This window comes from Chakrabartyella piscis (assembly GCA_030067835.1).
Classification (GTDB): domain Bacteria; phylum Bacillota; class Clostridia; order Lachnospirales; family Anaerotignaceae; genus Chakrabartyella; species Chakrabartyella piscis.
In genome coordinates, this window is record CP092441.1 from 885,340 (window position 1) to 904,892 (window position 19,553).

The window sequence follows — 19,553 nt, forward strand, 5'->3', positions numbered from 1 at the left end:
GTTGGATAGAAGGGGTATGGAAATGAAGAAATCGGGAATATTGCTGATCCTTTCTGGACCATCTGGTTCTGGCAAAGGTACAGTTGTAGAAAAATTGTGTGAAAAAGATGATTTTGCACTTTCCATTTCTGCAACCACAAGAGCACCAAGGGAATATGAACAAGAAGGGATACATTACTTCTTTCATACAAGAGAAGATTTTTTGCAAATGAGAGACCATCATGAATTGTTGGAATGTGCTGAATTTTGTGGAAACTTCTATGGAACACCAAAGAAATATGTGGTGGACCAATTGCGTCAAGGAAAAAATGTGATTTTGGAAATTGAAGTACAAGGCGCATTGCAAGTGAAACAAATTTATCCTGATGGGGTGTTGGTATTTTTGATGCCACCAAACCTTGAGGAATTGGGCAAACGCTTAACCCATCGAGGAACAGAGGATGCAGATACTATCAATCGTAGAATTTGTAGAGCACTTGAAGAAATGGAAATGGTAGACAAATACGAATATGTAATTGTCAATGAATCCGTAGAACAAGCAACAAGAGATATTTTGGCTGTGGTACACGCAGAAAAAATGAGATGTAGTCGTAACCCAAATATGAAGAAGATATTCAAAGGAGAAATGTAAAATGTTAAGACCTTCCTATACAGATTTATTAGAAGTAATCAGCAAAGAAACAGATGACGCAACACTTGGTAGTAGATATACCATCGTAATTGCAGCATCCAAAAGAGCCAGACAATTGGTGGACCATGCAGATCCATTGGTGGATAAAATTGTGGTAGACAAACCAGTTTCCATTGCAGTCAATGAAATTCACCAAGGTAAAATCAAAATTCGCCAAGGTCAATTGTCAGAAGAAGAAATGAGCATGGATACAGGATTGTTTGACGAAGATTAATAACAGTTTAGGCGATGACGAATAAGCATCGCCTTTTTTGTACAATTGTAGAGATGATTTATATGATGTGTAGTATAACGTAGGGGATGGCGTCCTCGACATCCCGTCATAAATTGCCACAAAACATCAATTTGTAATTGGCAACAACGGGTGACGAAACGTCACCCCTACAAAACAAACGTTTCTACAGATTATAAGCATTTGATAAAGCAAGCAACGGATTTTATTGTTTCAAATTGTCATTAGAAACCAGAAAGGAGGCAACCATGAAAATTGCAAAAATCATTGTGGGTATCAACACCCAAGAGATTGATCGTGTATTTGACTACATGGTGCCTTCTTATTTGGAGCATCGTGTGTTTGTTGGTTCACGTGTCATTGTGCCTTTTGGTAGACGCAATGTGAAAACAGAGGGATATGTACTGTCTTTTTCAGAAGAGAGTGAAGTGGCAGAATCCAAGTTGAAATCTGTTTTGGAGATTACAGAAGATGCAAAGCCTATGTTTTCAGAGCAAATGATTTCTTTGGCACTTTGGATGCAAAAACGTTATTTCTGCACCTTAAACCAGTGCTTGCAAATGATGATGCCAGCAGGAATACGTACAAAAAGTAAGTTTTTCGTAGCACTGCTAAAAGATGTGGATGTATCAGAATACAAAGGTTTGGAACTGGAAGTTTTGCAAAAATTGCAAGAAGGTACAACAGATGTATCAGAATTAGAAAAAGAAGTTTCAGGTGCAAAGAATGCTTTGTATGCTTTGGAAAAACAAGGTGTTTTGGCAATTCGCCAAAGTATGAAACGAAATGCATTCCAAAAGTTCAAAAAATACATTTCCTTATCACCAGATGCAGAAGGTGTGGATATCATTTTCCAAAAAGCAGAAAAGGATAAGCGATATGTGGGTCAAAAAGATTTGATTTTGGCTTTGGATGGTGAAGGTAGCATGGAAGTATCCCAGTTGGAGCAAATGGGGTTCTCCAAATCCAGCTACAAAACCTTATTGCAAAAGGGAATTTTATTGGAAGAAACCACAGAAGCTAGAAGAGTGGTATTTTCATTGAAAACTGTGGAGAAAACACATCCATTTCAACCGACAGAAGAACAAAAATATGTTTTGGAACAAATTGAACTGGAACGCAAACAATCAGAAAAAACACCGATTTTACTCCATGGTGTCACAGGTAGTGGCAAAACAGAAGTCTATTTGCAAACCATTTCACGTGTGTTGGCAGAAGGTAAACAAGCCATTGTGTTGGTGCCAGAAATTTCTTTGACACCTCAAATTTTAGAGCGTTTCTTATCACGATTTGGGTCATTGGTTTCTGTAACACATAGCAAATTGTCACAAGCAGAGCGTTTGGATCAATGGAAAATGGCACGTGATGGTGAAATTTCAGTGATGATAGGTCCTAGGTCTGCTTTGTTTACTCCATTTTCCAATTTGGGTGTTGTCATTGTGGATGAAGCCCATGAACAAACATACCAGTCAGATACCACACCAAGATATGATGCCAGAGAAGTGGCATTGGAGCTTGCAAAACAACAAAATGCACTTGTCCTCATGGGGAGTGCAACCCATGAAATTGCCATGTACCAGAAGGCAAAAGAGGGGATGTATCGCCTATTGGAAATGAAAGAGAGAACTGCTGGTGGTATTTTGCCACAGATGCAGATTTTGGATATGCGAAAAGAATTGGGTGAAGGAAATTGGTCACCCTTTGGACGTGAATTACAAGAAGCAATTCGTGTGAAATTGGCAAAGAAAGAGCAAGTGATTCTATTCCTCAACAGACGTGGGCATTCTACCTTTGTTTCTTGTAGAAGCTGTGGACATGTGATGATGTGTGAAGATTGCAATGCACCTTATACCTATCATGAAAAAGATGGTAGTTTGCGTTGTCATAAATGTGGCAAAAGCGAACCCAGTCCAAAGATATGCCCAAAATGCGAATCGAAATACATCCGTTATTTTGGAACAGGCACACAAAAGTTAGAAGAAGAAGCTAGAAAATTATTTCCAGAAGCAAGAATTTTGCGTATGGATTTGGATACCACAACCCAAAAGGGTAGCCATCAAAAGATATTGGAAACCTTCCAAAAAGGAAAAGCGGATATCCTAATTGGTACACAACTTGTGGCAAAGGGTCATGATTTTCCTAATGTTACTTTGGTTGGCATTATGGCAGCAGATTTGTCCTTGTATGTAGGTGGATATGCTGCATCTGAACGTACCTTCCAAATCATCACACAATCGGGTGGTAGAGCTGGTAGAAGTGAGAAAAAAGGTCAGGTGTTCATTCAAACATATCAACCAGAGCATTATGCAGTGCAATTTGCAGCAAAGCAGGATTACAAAGGCTTTTTTACAGAAGAATCCATGTTCCGTCAGATGATGAGTTACCCACCCTTTGCTGAATATTTGGCAGTGGAAGTTGTGGATGAAACAAAGGAAAATGTGGCATTTGCTTTGGGAAAACTGGAAGGAATTGTTGCAGAATATAATACAACCAATGCATTTTTTGCAATGGGATTGACACAACCAATGATTTCTTATTTCCGTGGAGAATATAAAACAAAAGTGCTGTTCCAAGGAGATGATGAAGGAGAATTGGAAGCATTTGTCTTGACCATTGTGGAGGCACTGCAAAAGGAAATGAAGCAAAATAAGAAGCACATTTGGATTCATATGACAAGGAGAATATAAGAGATTCTTAAGGTCTTTTACCTTGTATGGAATATGCTTTTGTGATAGAATAACAACAATGAGAATAGAGAAATGAAGGCATTTAGGAGGAAGAAAAATGGCTATTAGAGACATTCGCATCAGCACAGATGAAGTGTTGCGTAAAATTTGTAAACCCGTGAAAGAAATCACACCAAACGTCTTGACTTTATTGGATGATATGCAGGATACTATGCGTCATGCAAATGGTGTTGGTTTGGCAGCACCACAAGTGGGTATTTTGAAACGTGTTGTGGTCATTGATATTGGCAATGGTTTGGTGGAGCTGATCAACCCAAAAATCGTAGAAATGAAAGGTTCTCAAATTGATTATGAAGGATGTTTGAGTGTTCCTGGACAAAGTGGTGTTGTGGATAGACCAGAATATGTGAAGGTAGAAGCACTGAACCGTAAAGGTGAAATCATCACTGTAGAAGGCACAGAATTGATGGCAGTTGCTCTTTGTCATGAGTTGGATCATTTGGATGGTATTTTGTATATTGATAAAGTGATTCCAGATGATGAATTGGAATTTGAGGACGACTAATTGGCATTTGAACAATAGATTTGTCATCAACAGCCACAAAACCAATGGGTGGATATGGAATCCACCCTTACAAACTGCGAATTGCTTAAATATGCTGCAATTGTAGGGGCGATTCACGAATCGACCGCAAAACAAAAGATTCTTCGTCGCTACGAATCTCTCCTCAGAATGACAAATCTCAACTAAAGATAAAGGGGCTTATATAATCAGGTAAGGGTATATATATGATGACTGGAGATTAAAACAATGACTATATCAACATGTATAGCTGTAATATTTGCAATTGGGGCTGGTTTGTGGTTTGCAGGTATTTTCGAAAGTAAAAACTAGAAGGATAAACAAACAAGAGGTGACAATATGAAAGTAATATTTATGGGAACACCTGATTTTGCAGTGTATTCATTGGAAGCGCTTTGCAAACATCATGAAATTTTGGCAGTGATTTCCCAACCAGATAGACCAAAAGGTCGTGGAAAGAAAATGGTGGAAACACCAGTAAAAGCATATGCTCTATCTCAAAATTTAGAGGTTTTGCAACCAGAACGTGCCAGAGCACCAGAATTTGTGGAGCAGCTCAAAGCATTGGCACCAGATCTCATTGCAGTAACTGCATATGGTCAAATTTTATCAGAAGAAATTTTGAATATTCCAAAATATGGCTGTATCAATGTACATGGTTCTTTATTGCCCAAATATCGTGGTGCAGCACCGATGCAATGGTCCATTATCGATGGCGATGCAGTGACAGGAATTACAACTATGTATATGGCAAAAGGTATGGATACAGGCGATATGTTGTTGACTGTGGAAATTCCAATTTTGCCTGATGATAATTTTGAAGTGGTTCATGATAAAATGGCACAATCAGGGGCAGACTTGTTGATAGAAACCATTACTGCATTGGAAAATGGTACTGTAGAGCGTATTCCACAAAAGGAAGCAGATGCAACCTATGCACCAATGCTCACCAAAGAAACTGGTCACATTGATTGGACAAAATCAGCAGATTCTATCCGCAATTTGATGCGTGGTTTGGATCCAGCACCAGGTGCATATACTGGATATGGCGAAGAAGTTTTGAAGCTATTCAAAGGTAAAGTTGTGGCAGATGAGGCAGATAGTCCTTGTGGAACTGTACTTTCTGTGACAAAGAAAAGCTTTACTGTCAAATGTGGTGAAGGTGCTTTGGAAATTTTGGAATTGCAAGCAAAAGGTGGCAAACGTATGTTGACAGATGCTTATTTACGTGGACATGCAGTGAATGTAGGCGACCTTTTACAATAAGAAGGAGGTAGCAATATGTTATTTTTATTGATTTTGGCAATGATTTTATCTATGTGGGCACAAGCAAATGTGACAGGCACATATAACAAATATGCAAAGGTACGCAATAGACGTGGCTATACAGGTGCACAAGTGGCAACAGAAATGTTACAAAATTCTGGTATCTACGATGTACAAGTGGAACGTGTGGCTGGCAATTTGACAGACCATTATGATCCAAGAAGCAAAACTTTGCGCTTGTCTCAAGGTGTGTATGATAGCACTTCTGTAGCGGCACTTGGCATTGCAGCCCATGAAACAGGACATGCAATTCAACATGATGTGGGTTATGGTCCACTTGCGTTGCGTAGTATTATGGTACCAGTTTCTAACTTTGGTTCCAAAATGGCAATGCCTTTGATTTTGATTGGTGTGTTGTTTGGTGGCAATTCCAGCTACACCATGATTACTTTGGGGATTGCTATGTATGCTTTGGCAGTTTTGTTCACTGTGGTCACATTGCCTGTGGAGTTCAATGCTTCTTCACGTGCAATTGATTTGTTGGTAGACCAAAACTTTTTGGATACAGATGAAATTGGCAGTGCAAAAAAAGTGCTCAGTGCAGCAGCTTTGACATATGTTGCAGCAGCCATCACAGCTGTCATTCAATTGTTGCGTTTGATTTCCATTTTTGGTAGACGTAGCGATTAATAGAGAAAATTACGAAAGTCGGCTTATTGTAAGCTGGCTTTTGTTGCGTTTTTGGTATGATAAAAAAACCTTAATATTCTATAAAATACGTCGGTTTTTATTGCTGAATGTCACAAAAAAAGGTATAATAGAGTATTATGTGATAATTGTGTATAGTATGTTGTTGATCGGGTTGGATATGAACCAATCGAAAATATTGTCTGTAGGGTTGGGTCTTGACCCAATCGCAAAATGGAAATTCAGAAAGGAATTTATATGATACAAATTAACCCAAGAGAAGTTGCTGTAGATGCACTTTTAGAAATTTTACAAGAAGGAGCATACAATAACATGGTTTTGCGTAAGGTATTGCGCCAAAATGGAGCCATGCAACAAAAAGATAAGGCTTTGGTGACAGAAATGGTCAATGGCACTTTGCGTAATTTGTATTATGTGGATTATGTCATAAACCAGTTTTCCAAAACCAAAACAGAAAAGATGAAACCTCTTATTTTGGCAGTGATGAGACTTTCTGTATACCAAATGATGTTTATGAACATTCCAGATTCTGCTGCTTGTAACGAAGGTGTAAAACTTGTGGAAAGTCGTGGCTATCGTCAACTCAAAGGATTTGCAAATGGTGTTTTGCGTACCATTGGACGTGAAAAGGACAAGATTTCTTTGCCTGATGAAAATACAGCAGAATATTTGCATGTGGTCTATTCACATCCTTTGTGGCTTGTGAAAATGTGGATTGCATATTATGGATTTGAGGAAACAAAAGCAATTTGTATTGCAAATAACAAAGCTCCAGATGTGAGTATCAGCGTCAATACCTTGAAAATCTCCACAGAAGAATTGACCAAAAGATTTGAAAAACGTGGTATCCAAGTGAAGCCTGGTATGTATGCAGATGATGCACTTCATTTGAAAGGTAGTGCAGATTTGGGACGTATGGAAGAATTCACAAAAGGGTATTTCCATGTGCAAGATGAAAGTTCTCAATTGGCTGTGAAAATTTTAGACCCACAAAAGGGCGAAAGCATTTTGGACTTGTGTGCTGCACCTGGTGGCAAAAGTTTCACCATTGCAAAAACCATGGAAAACACTGGTAAAGTGGTATCTGGTGATATTTATGAGCATAAAATTGAATTGATGGCAGATGGTGCCAACCGTTTGGGATATACCATTGTGCAACCAACTTTGCAAGATGCAACTGTTTGGAATGATGCATATGTGGAAAGCTTCGATCGTGTGTTGGTGGATGCACCTTGTTCTGGATTTGGCTTGATTGGAAAGAAACCAGACATTCGCTTGAAAAAAAGTGGTGTAGAAATCGATGATTTGGTGCCTGTACAAAAAGATATTTTGGAAAATGCTGGTAGATATGTAAAAGCTGGTGGTGTATTGGTCTATAGCACTTGTACTTTGTCCAGAAAAGAAAACGAAAAAAATGTAGAATGGTTCTTGGCGAACAATGAGGACTTTGTTGCTGAGGATATTTCAGAATATATTCCAAAAGAATGGTCTGTGGAAACAGCAAAAGCTGGGTATATCGCTTTGTTGCCCCATATTTCAGGAACAGATGGATTCTTTGTCAGCAAGTTGAGAAGAAAGGGTTAAGAGATGGAGAAAGTCAATTTGAAATCTTTGTACTTAGAAGAAATAGAAGCATTTTTGAAAGAGCTTGGTGAGCCTAAATTTCGTGGCAAACAAATTTTTGATTGGCTCCATGCAAAACAAGTATCTTCTTTTTCGGATATGACAAACCTTTCTAAGAGTTTACGAGAAAAGTTAGAAGAAACAGCAACTTTAGAGCCTGTGACTATTGTAAAATGCTTGATTTCTAAGGAAGATGGCACCAGAAAATATCTCTTTGGTTTGGAAAATGGCTCCATCATCGAAAGTGTTTTGATGAAATATGAACATGGCAATACAGTCTGCATTTCCACACAAGTGGGTTGTAGAATGGGTTGTACCTTCTGTGCATCTACCATTGATGGTGTGGAACGCAGTTTGAGTGCTGGTGAAATGCTTTCCCAAATCTATGAAATTCAAAAAGATTCTGGTGAACGTGTCCATGGTGTGGTTTTGATGGGTAGTGGTGAACCTTTGGATAATTACGATTCGGTTATGAAATTTTTACGTTTGGTGAATCATCCATTGGGTCAAAATATGGGACAAAGACACATTACACTGTCCACTTGTGGTTTGATTCCAAAAATCAACCAATTGGCAGAAGAAGGTCTGCAAATTACCCTAGCAGTATCTTTGCATGCACCAAACGATGAAGTGAGAAGAAAAACAATGCCTGTTGCAAATGCAAATCCAATGAAAGAATTGCTGATGGCTTGTGAACAATATATTGCAAAAACCAATAGACGTATCACCTTTGAATATGCTTTGATCCAAGGGGTTAACGATAGTGAAGCCTATGCAAGGGAATTGGCAGGCAAATTGAAACACATGTTGTGTCATGTGAATTTGATTCCAGTCAATGATGTAAAAGAGCGAAACTATGTGAAAAGCTCCAATGAAAATGTGAAAAAATTTGCTGCAATATTGCAGAAAAATGGCGTAGAAACAACCGTTAGAAGAAAACTAGGAAGTGACATTGATGCCGCTTGTGGTCAACTTCGTAGAAGCCATATGCAGAAATAAGTTTTGGGAGGGGTAACATGAGAGCAGTTGGAATCAGCGATGTGGGCAAACATCGAAAGAATAATGAAGATGCCATCTTTGTGCCAACAGATACAGACGAAATACAAAATTTATTTTTGATTGCAGATGGTATGGGTGGTTGCAATGCAGGTGAAATTGCCAGCAATCTTGCAATTGAAGCCTTTTTGAAATTTGTCAAAAAAGAAGGTCATCAATATACAGAAGAAGATGTTTTGGATTTGTTGGTGGGTGGTATCGTTGCCTGCAACAAACGTGTCTATGAAGTTGCCAACACAGAGCGGAATTTTGCAGATATGGGTACTACAATTGTGGCTGCAACGGTACAACAAAAGAAAGCCTATATTGCCTATGTAGGCGATAGTAGAGCCTATTTGTTCCACAAAAAAGAATTGATTCCTTTGACTGTGGACCACTCTTATGTTATGGAATTGGTGAAAGCAGGAAAAATCACAGAAGAAGAAGCAAGAATACATCCAAAACGCAATGAAATCACACGTGCCATTGGTATGGGGAATTTTGTAGAGGTGGATACGTATATTCAAGAAATGATCAAAGGTGACTTGTTGTTGCTTTGTACAGATGGTTTGACTGGCATGTTGGAAGATAAGGAAATGGAAGAAATTTTAGGAAAACGCATTTCCTTGGAAAAGAAAGTACAGAAATTGATTGATGCTGCAAACGATCGTGGTGGATATGACAATGTATCTTTGATTTTGATAGATGTAGGAGGTAAAGGTTAATGTTGTTGAATGCAGGAGTTATCCTTGGCGATAGATATGAGGTAATTGAAAAAATTGGTTCTGGTGGTATGGCGGTTGTATACCGTGGAAAAGATAAAAAATTAGAACGCTATGTCACCATCAAGGTGTTACGAGAAGAATTTGTAACAGACGAAGACTTTTTGGGTCGTTTTCGTACTGAAGCCTATTCTGCAGCAAGATTGTCACATCCAAACATTGTAAGGGTATACGATGAAGGTGTAGAAGGCGATGTGAATTATATTGTTATGGAATACATCCATGGCGATACTTTGAAAACTGCCATCAAAGAAAAAGCACCATTTGATACACGTTCCACATTGAATGTGTCCATTCAAATTGCATCAGCATTGGCACAAGCCCACAAAGCGCATATTGTACATAGGGATATCAAACCACAAAATATTTTGGTCAGCACAGATGGTGTTGTGAAGGTGACAGACTTTGGTATTGCAAGAGCAGCCACAGCAAGCACCATGACCACAACAGCAAATGCAGCAGGTTCTGTGCACTACTTTTCACCAGAACAAGCTCGTGGTGGCTATGTAGATGAAAAAAGCGATATTTATTCTTTGGGGATCACTATGTTTGAAATGGTGACAGGTGTGGTACCATTCCAAGGTCATAATTCTGTTTCCATTGCTCTCAAACACATCAGCGAAGAATTGCCTGATATTCGTTTGTATAATCCAAATTGCTCCAAAACATTGGAAGCCATCATCAAAAAAGCAACCATGAAGAAAGCAGATGAACGCTATGCAAGCATTGATTTGCTTTTGGGTGATTTGATTCGTGCAAGAGAAGAAGGTGTTGTCCAAGAATATACACAAATGGGGCGTATGGAACGCAAACCAAAGCCAAAGGAAGATGCAGTGGCAGCAATGGTTTCTGCAACACCAACAAGACGTTCCAGACGTGCAGAAGTGGCAGCACAACTCCGTGAACATCCAGAATATATGGAAGAAGCACCAACAACAGAACTCCCAGAAGAAACCACATACAATAGAACAGAAACCAGATCCATTGCAGTGAAAAGTGTGTATCGTGGACGTAGAGCACGTATGGAGGAAGCAGAAGCATATCCAGAAACAGAAGAACCAGAAATTGGAGAACCTGCATATGTGGAAGCGGGATATTTTGAACCAGAAGAAGAGGAAACTTACGTGGAAGAAAAATCTGTAAAAGGTGGATTTATGGCAGGTATTGAGAAATATCAGAAAAAATTCCAAATCTCCAAATCCGATGACGATGCAGATTATGAAGATGATTATGAGTATGAAGAAGAACCAGATCCAGGGTATGCCTATGAAGATCATGGTAGTTGGGCTGGTATTTCTGAAAAATTCAAACGTACATCAGACCAGGATGTAACAGACAACAAAAAGAATCGCAAAGCAGAACGTTTGGTTGTTGTAGCAGCAGTGTTATTTTCTATCATCATCATTGGTTGTATCAGCATTTGGGGTATGCGTACCATGAGCCAAGGTGTTGGTGGTTTTGTGGCAGAAGAAAACAAAATTTCTATGCCATTGTTGGTAGGTACTTCATTGGAAGAAGCACAGGCAACTGCAACAGCTTTGGGATTTGAATTGGTGGAAGAAGGAAGAGAAGACAACAAATATTATGGTGAAGGTATGGTTATTTACCAATCTGTTGGGGAAGAAACCACCATTGTATCTGGAACCAAAATTGGTATCAAAGTCAGCTCAGGTTATATTTCATCAGAAATGCCAGACCTTGTCAATATGACAGAAATGGAAGCCATGGATGCAATTCAATTGCTCATTGGACAAACTCCATACATTGAATATGAAGAAAGAGAAGGCGTTGAAACAGGAACTGTTGTGGAACAAGACCCAGCAGTGGGCAGCGAAATCAATATGGGTACACCAGTCACTTTGGTGGTTTGCAAAGGTGAAGAAAATCGTAAAGTGGGTGTTCCAGATGTTGTTGGTAGAACAGAAGAAGATGCCATTGCCGATTTGAATGCAGTTGGCTTGGTGGTAGGTAGTATATCAGAAGCAGAAAGTGATACGGTAGAAGCAGGCTTGGTTATGGCACAAACCATTTCCAGTGGTGCAGAAGTGTCTATGGGTAGTGTGGTCAATTTGGTGGTCAGTCTTGGCAATGGTGAAGGCACAGTTGGTGTATTGGATCCAAACACAGGTGAATATTTGACAGGTGTTTACATTGATCCAATTACAGGCGAATTTATCTTTATGGATGAAGAAGAAGAAACCAGCACTTCTACAGGTGTGTCAACTTCACATACATTTGTCATTGCAGCACCAGATGGCGCATCAGGTGAAGTATCTGTACGTATGGTTTTGATTGACAACAATGGACCATTGGCAGTTATGGATGAGTATATTGATATTTCTGAATTCCCATATACAGTGACCGTCACAGGAGAAGGTTCTGGTACCGTTAGCTGTTATATCAATGATGCGTTGCAATGGACAGAAAATGTTGATTTTTCTGGTTGAGTGAACCCCTAATAAGGAGATAACATGAAAAAAGGCGTAATTGTAAAGGGTATTGGTGGTTTTTATTACATCGATACAGAAGATGGTGTGTATGAAACACGAGCAAGGGGCATTTTCAGAAAAGAAGGCATTAGACCGACTGTTGGTGATTATGTAGGCATTTCTGTTTTGGATGAAGATAAGAAAAAAGGTAGTTTGGATGAAATTTACCCTAGAAAAAATGAGTTGATTCGTCCAAAAGTGTCCAATGTAGAGCAAGCAGTCATTGTATTTGCTGCCAAAAGTCCAAATATGAACATTGATTTGTTGGATCGTTTTTTGTTGCTTGCAGAAGAACAAGAATTGGAAATTTGTATTGTCATCAACAAGATTGATAAGGACAAAAAAGAAGCATACAAACCAGTGGCAGAACTGTATCGAAAAGCAGGATACCCTGTCATTTGTACCAGTGCTGAAGAAGGCTTGGGTTTGGATGAACTCCATGATGCTTTGGAGAATAAGATTTCTGTATTTGCGGGACCTTCTGGTGTAGGCAAAAGCAGTCTGATTAATGCAACCTTTGAAGGCTTGAATCTATCTACTGGTGAACTGAGTGAAAAGATCCAAAGGGGTCGTCACACCACAAGACATGCAGAACTGATTCGTATTACAGACAAAAGTTACATCGTGGATTCACCAGGGTTTACTTCCTTGTTCTTGAGCCACATTCCATCTGATAAATTGCATTATTATTTCAAAGAAATAGAACCTTTTGTGCATGACTGTTATTACAACGGTTGCTTGCACATCCACGAACCAGATTGTGCTGTGAAAGGGGAAGTAGGCAAAAGTATTTCCGAAGAGCGTTACAATAGATATTTGTCTTTATATGCAGAATTGAAAGAGGAAGAAGATAGGAGAAAATAAAAATGGCGATTTATATTGCACCATCTATGTTGTCTGCTGATTTCACCAATTTGGGAGCAGATTTGAAAGTTTTGGAGGAATCCGGAATCAAATATTTGCATTTGGATGTTATGGATGGTCGATTTGTACCCAATATTTCTTATGGTGTACCTGTGATCAAAGGCATTCGTAAAGCAACCAATATGTTGTTTGATGTGCATTTGATGATTGTGGAACCAGAAAACTATATCCAAGCATTTCGTGATGCGGGAGCAGATTTGTTGAACTTCCATTTGGAATCTACAAGATATCCAGCAGAAGTCATCAAACAAATCAAAGAAACAGGTGCTTTGGTGGGTATCACCATCAATCCACAAACACCAGTGGAAGCTTTGACACCATATCTTGGGGATGTGGACTTGATTTTGGTTATGACCATTCATCCAGGCTTTGGTGGTCAAGCATTTATGCCAGAACCAGTAGAAAAAATCAAGAAATTGGCACAATGGAAGAAAGAATTTGGCTACACATATGACATCGAAGTAGATGGTGGTGTCAGCATGGATACCCTTCCTATTGTTTTGGAAGCGGGTGCAAATGTCATTGTTGCTGGAACTGCTGTTTTTGGCAAAGGTGATATTGCAGCATCCATTGCAGAATTGGAAGCAGTCTGTAAGGAGTATGAGTAAAATGCGTGCTGTGGTCTTTGGTAGTGCTGCCATAGAAAACTATGGATTTTGCAAGAAATACCTACAACCAGCAAATGTTGTCATTTGTTGTGATGGTGGTTTGGAACATGCAAAGGCACTTGGAATTGTACCAGATTATATTGTTGGGGATTTCGATTCTGTGGAAGATGCAACCTTTGTGGAATTCCAAGGACAGAATATACCCATACATCAATTTCCAACCCATAAAGATGAAACAGATATGCAACTGGGCATACGTTTGGCATTGGAGCTTAGCGCAAAGGATATCACCATTTTAGGGGGTATTGGCAATCGTTTTGACCATACACTGGCAAATGCACACCTGCTTTTATGGTTGCTGAAATTGGGCATTGTGGCACGTCTAGTGGATGAACGCAATGTGGTGCAGTTGATGGAAGGGGAACTGGTTTTGGAAGGTAAAATAGGGGATTTGGTGTCTACAATACCCCTATCTATGGAAGTAAAGGGGCTTACATTGGAAGGATTTGCATATCCTTTGACCAATTATGACCTGAGTTTGGATGATGAGCTCATTGCAGTGAGTAACGTTTTGACCAAAGAAACAGCAAAAATCACAGCAAAAGAAGGGTATCTTTTCGTAATCCAAGCAAGAGATTGAAAATAAATGAAAAAAATATGAAAATAAGAGTGATTTGTCTTGCAATAGCTTGCATTTTCTGATAGAATATCTTTGTTGTGTCACATGAATTAGCAGTATAGAGGGAGGTGCGAACGATGGCTAAATGTGAAATTTGTGAAAAAGGCCAAATTGGCGGTCATAGAATTAGTATCAATCGTAGTCAAGTAAGTAGACGTGCGAATAGAAAATGGAAACCAAACGTAAAAAAAGTGAAAATTGTTGAAGCAAGCGGCAATGTGAAATCAATTTACGTTTGCACAAGATGCATGCGTGCAAATAAAATTACACGTGCAATCTAATTTAAGCGCTTAAAAGTCTTTTCCAGGTGGAAGGGACTTTTTTTCGTATATAGGGAAATATTTTGGATAAACAGAATTGCATAAATAGATTTGTGTTGACAGATTTGGTGCTATGGTGGTAACATCAAATCAACGAATGGATATGCAATGGATAGGAAATCCAATGCTCCTTGAAAAGATATGACAATGACGTTATATAAGAAGCAATTCTTATGTGGCGTTTTTTTATACAAAAAGCAGTGAATTTGAATATTGCAAAAGAAAAAACCTAAAACAATGAAGAAGGAGGAAGGTACAATGGGAAATTACTGTATTACAATTGCAAGAGGTTTTGGTAGTGGCGGGAAAAGCATTGCAGAGGATTTGAGTAAACTTTTGGGCATTCCTTGTTATGAAAATGAAATTTTGGATATGGCATCTGATGCCAGTGGGATCAATCGAGCATTGTTCCATGATACGGATGAAAGAGTACGTGGCAATCACTTCATCAAAATGCTCAAAGGGATTCCGCATAAAGATGTGCTTTCTCCAAGAGAAAAGGATTTCAGTTCCGATATCAATTTGTTCAATTTGCAAGCACAAATCATACGTTCTTTGGCGTTAACACAATCTTGTATTTTTGTTGGAAAGTGTGCAGACCATATTTTGGAGCATTATGACAATGTATATCGCATTTACGTGGATGCACCTAGAGCAGCTTGTGTGAAATCCATTGTAGAAAAAATGTATGTTTCAGAAGCAAAAGCAAATCAGCTCATTCAAAAAACAGATAAATATAGAGCAGATTATTACAAATACTATACAGGTAAAGAATGGACAAATCCAATTAATTATGACTTGTTCATCAATAGTCATCGTGTAGGTAGAGATAAGTGTGCAGAGTTCATTAAAATGTATGTAGAGTTCCAAATGGGGCAAAAATTGGATGTGGAATAAGATATTATAACGTATAGGATTCAATAGCAAGAGGTGGATTTGAAATTCATCTCTTTTTTGATGTAATCATGAATAATCAATGATGGAATTATGAGAGTGGTATCAGAAAACGTAAAAGTAGCATTAAAATGTAAGTTTTCCTTGAATCCAAAGCGTAGTTGACGTATAATTTAAATGATATCTATTTTAGGCAACGCACTAAATATGGTGTTGTCTAGTGAAAATATACCAGATATGGAGGTAAGCTATATGAGCAAGTGGAAATATAAAAAAATTGTGTCAGCTGTTTTGACTTTGACGTTGACAGCAACTTCTTTTGTGGTACCAACATTTGGCGCAAGCAAATCATCAGATGCAGACTATGTAGAAGGTGAATATTTGGCAACTGTGGAATCTTTGGAAGAAGCAGAAGCTATGGCAGCTGCATATAACATGGATTTGAAATCCTATGCTTATGGAATTGCTGTGTTCACAGAAACAGGTGTTGCTTCTTTGAGTAGTATAGATGAAGATTTGGTGGCAGAGTTTCCAGAATTGTATCCAAATGAACGGTTTGAATTGTATGATGCAGAATTGACAGCTACATCCACTAGTCAATATCATCATGATTTGTTGGATACAGCAGAAGCGTGGAAAACCGCAACGGGTAGTGGCGTTACAGTTGCCATCATTGACACAGGTATTGATATAGACCATGCAGAGTTTACAGGACAAGCACTTGCAAATTCTTATAATTCAGATGAAGATAAATATGGTACAGAATATGTAGAAGACAATCATGGACATGGGTCACATGTTGCTGGTATTGTTGCAGCAAAAAAAGATGATGCAAATGATGTTTATGGAGTGGCACCAGATGCAACTTTAATGATTATCAAAGGTGATTATGTTGAAGGTTCACAACATTATTTTACAATGTCATCTTTGGCAACGGGGATTAAACATGCGGTAGACAAAGGTGCGAATATCATCAATATGAGCTTGGGTACATCTACAGAACCTGTAGGGACTGCATTGAAAGAAGCGGTAGACTATGCAGTAGCCAATGGTGTATTGATTATCGCTGCATCAGGAAATAGCTCTGTGGAATCTGTTTCTTATCCAGCTGCATATGATGGTGTCATTGCAGTTTCTGCTGTGGATAGTAGCTTAAACTTTGCAACATCCTATTCTAATTATGGCGATGCAATTGATATTTCTGCACCAGGTAGCGGTGTGTATTCTGCCAATTATAATGGAGGATATACAACCAAAAGCGGTACATCTATGGCATCTCCAATGGTGGCAGGTGTTGCAGCTTTGGTATTGTCTACAAATTCTTCCTATACAATAAATGATTTGGAAGATGCTTTGTTGGATACAGCAAGTGAAAAGGGTGATTTGGGACATGACAAATATTATGGCAATGGTGTACTGAATGCATATGCAGCTGTTTTGGGTACAGATGATTTGCACAAAGTGACCTATCATTATGATGAAGAAACCACCACTACATATGTGATTCCAGGCGATACATTGACAGCACCAACCAATCCAACAAAGGGAAGTTACACTTTCTTGGGTTGGGCTACAGAAGCAAATGGAAGTACTTATTTTGACTTTACAACAGCAATCTCAGCAAATACAGATTTGTACGCAGATTGGTTTGAACCAGCAGCAACACCAGATGCACCAACTTTGGCTAGTGTTGGTACGGATAGTGTAACTTTGATTGCTGTAGATGGAGCGGAATATGGTATGAGTACATCTGCTAATGGTACACCAAGTTCTTGGCAAGAGAGTAATACATTTACTGGATTGACAGCAAATACTACATATTATTTCTATATGCGTATTAAGGCAACAGCAACAGAAGATATTTCTGCAATCAGCGGTGTAATGACAATTACTACATTGACAGAGGATATGGATGACACTGTGGATTTCATTACATATGTGTCTGCAACTTATGGAGCTACAGCAACTTTGACTGCTACAGTTCCATCTGATAGTGATAGTACAACAGGAACTGTAACCTTCATTCTTGGAACAGAAGTATTGGGTACTGTGGAAAATATCAGTGCAGGTGAAACAGCAACCTTGGTTTATGATACAACTACAAAAAAAATGAGTGTAGGCAGCAATAGTGTTACAGTTTCTTATGGCGATGATGCAGATAGTGATATTATTGGGGTTATAGTTGTGACATTGGATGCAAAATCCATTGCTACAGCAACTGTAAGTAGCGTTGCAACACAAACTTACACAGGATCAGCATTGGAACCAAGTATTACTGTAACAGATGGCACAACTACCTTGGTAAAAGACACAGATTATACAGTTGCATATAGCAATAACACAGCAGTTGGTACTGCAACCATTACCATTTCTGGTATGGGATATTATGGTGAAACAATTACAACAACCTTTGCCATTCAAGCCGCAACATCTACTTCCACATCATCAGGTGGCGGTGGTGGCGGTGGTGGTGGCGGTAGTTCATCAGGTGGTACATCTGTAGACACCGAGGACTCTACAACCACAGCAACTGTAAAGATTTCTTCTAGCACAAGTGGAAAAAATACAACAGCAAATATCACAACAGATGATATTGAAGATGCCATTGATGATGCTTTGGATGAAGTGTCCAGCAGTGGTGAAGCAGTGGTAGAATTGGATGTATCCACAAAATCATACACTACAAAATTGACCATTGAAGTGCCATCAGAAGCATTGTCTTCTGTTGCAACAAGTGATGTGGAACTTTTGAAAATTACATCAGACATGGGTAGCTTTGATTTAGAAAATGATGTATTGGAATATCTTGGAGACTTGGCAGGTGATAATGCAGTTACATTTGTCATTGAAGCTAAGGATGTTGATGATGTGTTGACAGCGGCACAATTGTTGTATATGGATGCGGTTGTGGCATATGATGTTTCCATTTATGTTGGCGATGAGTATGTTGGCGAATTTGATGGCGAAACCATTTGCGTCAGCTTCCCATTTGTTGTAGAAGATGGTGAAAATGCAGATTATATTGTGGTTTGGTATATTGACGATGATGGCAACAAAACACAATTGGTTGCAACATATGATGCAGATGAAGAAAAGGTTTCCTTTGATGCATATCATTTCTCATATTATGTTATAGGATATGATGAATCTGTGGAAGAGGAAGAAGAAGTGGTAGCAGAATTGTATGATGATACAGAAGAAGTAGAAAACCCATTCTCTGATGTTTCTGAAAATGATTTCTTCTACAAACCTGTTTTGTGGGCTTTGAACAATAGCATCACCAGTGGTACCACAGAAACCACATTTGAACCATATGCATCTGCAACACGTGGACAAACAGCAACACTCATTTGGAAAGCAATGGGTTCACCAACACCAACATTGACAGAAAATCCATTTGCAGATGTTTATGAAACAGATTATTACTACAAAGCGGTTTTGTGGGCAGTGGAAGAAGGCATCACCAGCGGTACATCTGCAACCACATTTGAACCAAATGCAACTGTAACACGTGGACAAATTGTAACCTTCTTGTGGAACAATGCAAATAGACCAGAAGGGGCTACAAGCAATCCATTCTGGGATGTGCCAGAAAGCATGTATTACTACAATCCAATTCTTTGGGCAGTGGAAGAAGGCATCACAAGTGGTACTTCAGCAAGTACATTTGACCCAGAAACCCTTTGCAATAGAGGTGAAATTGTAACATTCTTGTATCGTAATTTTGCAACTTCATAAAATAGATTAGATAGACGGAATGGCTGGCTTAGCTGTTCCGTCTATTTTTGTGGGATGAAATTGAGTAAAGAATATTTATATTTGACGTGGTCAAATATAAGGCTAAAAACTAATGGTGAAGGGTGAATGACTTGAATACACTTCATCAAACGGGATGTCGATGACACCATCCCCTACAAAAACGAATCCGTAAATATGCTACAATTGTTATTTTGTTTTTTAGTCCTTCACCATTCACTTTTAGCCATTAGCCAATCTTCATTTATGAAGATTATAAGCATTTTGCGAAATGAA

Annotated in this window: 16 protein-coding genes; all 16 read left to right on the plus strand. The window is 38.8% G+C overall.

Annotation, left to right across the window (positions count from 1 at the left end):
- Window positions 1–22 precede the first annotated feature (22 nt).
- The 16 genes from gmk (at window position 23) to MJY40_RS03955 (ending at window position 19,259) form a co-directional block, all read left to right on the plus strand.
- Window positions 23–631, plus strand: coding sequence for a guanylate kinase (gene gmk / locus MJY40_RS03880; protein ID WP_317855747.1), 609 nt, complete (start codon window positions 23–25; stop codon window positions 629–631).
- A gap of 1 nt (window position 632) precedes the next feature.
- A complete protein-coding gene (gene rpoZ, locus MJY40_RS03885) occupies window positions 633–905 on the plus strand; it encodes a DNA-directed RNA polymerase subunit omega (RefSeq protein WP_317855748.1) in 273 nt (90 codons plus the stop codon).
- Between the two features lie 266 nt (window positions 906–1,171).
- On the plus strand, window positions 1,172–3,610 hold the full coding sequence (gene priA, locus MJY40_RS03890; protein ID WP_317855749.1) for a primosomal protein N': 2,439 nt from the start codon (window positions 1,172–1,174) through the stop codon (window positions 3,608–3,610).
- 97 nt (window positions 3,611–3,707) lie between these two features.
- Complete coding sequence (def, locus tag MJY40_RS03895; protein ID WP_317855750.1) at window positions 3,708–4,175, plus strand: peptide deformylase; 468 nt, start codon at window positions 3,708–3,710, stop codon at window positions 4,173–4,175.
- 357 nt (window positions 4,176–4,532) lie between these two features.
- Window positions 4,533–5,459, plus strand: coding sequence for a methionyl-tRNA formyltransferase (gene fmt, locus MJY40_RS03900; protein WP_317855751.1), 927 nt, complete (start codon window positions 4,533–4,535; stop codon window positions 5,457–5,459).
- Between the two features lie 15 nt (window positions 5,460–5,474).
- Window positions 5,475–6,149 carry a zinc metallopeptidase gene (locus tag MJY40_RS03905; RefSeq protein ID WP_317855752.1) on the plus strand — a complete coding sequence of 225 codons (675 nt, stop codon included), beginning with the start codon at window positions 5,475–5,477 and terminating at the stop codon, window positions 6,147–6,149.
- 255 nt (window positions 6,150–6,404) lie between these two features.
- On the plus strand, window positions 6,405–7,751 hold the full coding sequence (rsmB, locus tag MJY40_RS03910; protein WP_317855753.1) for a 16S rRNA (cytosine(967)-C(5))-methyltransferase RsmB: 1,347 nt from the start codon (window positions 6,405–6,407) through the stop codon (window positions 7,749–7,751).
- Window positions 7,752–7,754: 3 nt separating this feature from the next.
- Window positions 7,755–8,789 carry a dual-specificity RNA methyltransferase RlmN gene (rlmN, locus tag MJY40_RS03915; RefSeq protein ID WP_317855754.1) on the plus strand — a complete coding sequence of 345 codons (1,035 nt, stop codon included), beginning with the start codon at window positions 7,755–7,757 and terminating at the stop codon, window positions 8,787–8,789.
- A gap of 17 nt (window positions 8,790–8,806) precedes the next feature.
- Window positions 8,807–9,550 carry a Stp1/IreP family PP2C-type Ser/Thr phosphatase gene (locus MJY40_RS03920; RefSeq protein ID WP_317855755.1) on the plus strand — a complete coding sequence of 248 codons (744 nt, stop codon included), beginning with the start codon at window positions 8,807–8,809 and terminating at the stop codon, window positions 9,548–9,550.
- Window positions 9,550–12,054: a protein kinase domain-containing protein gene (locus tag MJY40_RS03925; RefSeq protein WP_317855756.1), complete on the plus strand. Its 2,505-nt coding sequence runs from the start codon at window positions 9,550–9,552 to the stop codon at window positions 12,052–12,054. The genes MJY40_RS03920 and MJY40_RS03925 overlap by 1 nt, the downstream gene beginning before the upstream one ends.
- Before the next feature lie 24 nt (window positions 12,055–12,078).
- Entirely contained in the window at window positions 12,079–12,960 is an 882-nt protein-coding gene (gene rsgA, locus MJY40_RS03930; protein WP_317855757.1) for a ribosome small subunit-dependent GTPase A, read from the plus strand.
- 2 nt (window positions 12,961–12,962) lie between these two features.
- Window positions 12,963–13,628, plus strand: a complete 666-nt coding sequence (gene rpe, locus MJY40_RS03935; protein ID WP_317855758.1) for a ribulose-phosphate 3-epimerase — start codon at window positions 12,963–12,965, stop codon at window positions 13,626–13,628.
- Window positions 13,621–14,268: a thiamine diphosphokinase gene (locus MJY40_RS03940; RefSeq protein ID WP_317855759.1), complete on the plus strand. Its 648-nt coding sequence runs from the start codon at window positions 13,621–13,623 to the stop codon at window positions 14,266–14,268. Before rpe ends, MJY40_RS03940 begins: the two co-directional genes overlap by 8 nt.
- A 116-nt stretch (window positions 14,269–14,384) precedes the next feature.
- Window positions 14,385–14,588 carry a large ribosomal subunit protein bL28 gene (locus MJY40_RS03945; RefSeq protein WP_317855760.1) on the plus strand — a complete coding sequence of 68 codons (204 nt, stop codon included), beginning with the start codon at window positions 14,385–14,387 and terminating at the stop codon, window positions 14,586–14,588.
- A 297-nt stretch (window positions 14,589–14,885) separates the two neighbouring features.
- Window positions 14,886–15,524, plus strand: a complete 639-nt coding sequence (locus MJY40_RS03950) for a cytidylate kinase-like family protein (RefSeq protein ID WP_317855761.1) — start codon at window positions 14,886–14,888, stop codon at window positions 15,522–15,524.
- A 249-nt stretch (window positions 15,525–15,773) separates the two neighbouring features.
- Window positions 15,774–19,259 carry a S8 family serine peptidase gene (locus tag MJY40_RS03955; RefSeq protein WP_317855762.1) on the plus strand — a complete coding sequence of 1,162 codons (3,486 nt, stop codon included), beginning with the start codon at window positions 15,774–15,776 and terminating at the stop codon, window positions 19,257–19,259.
- The last annotated feature ends 294 nt before the right edge of the window (window positions 19,260–19,553 follow it).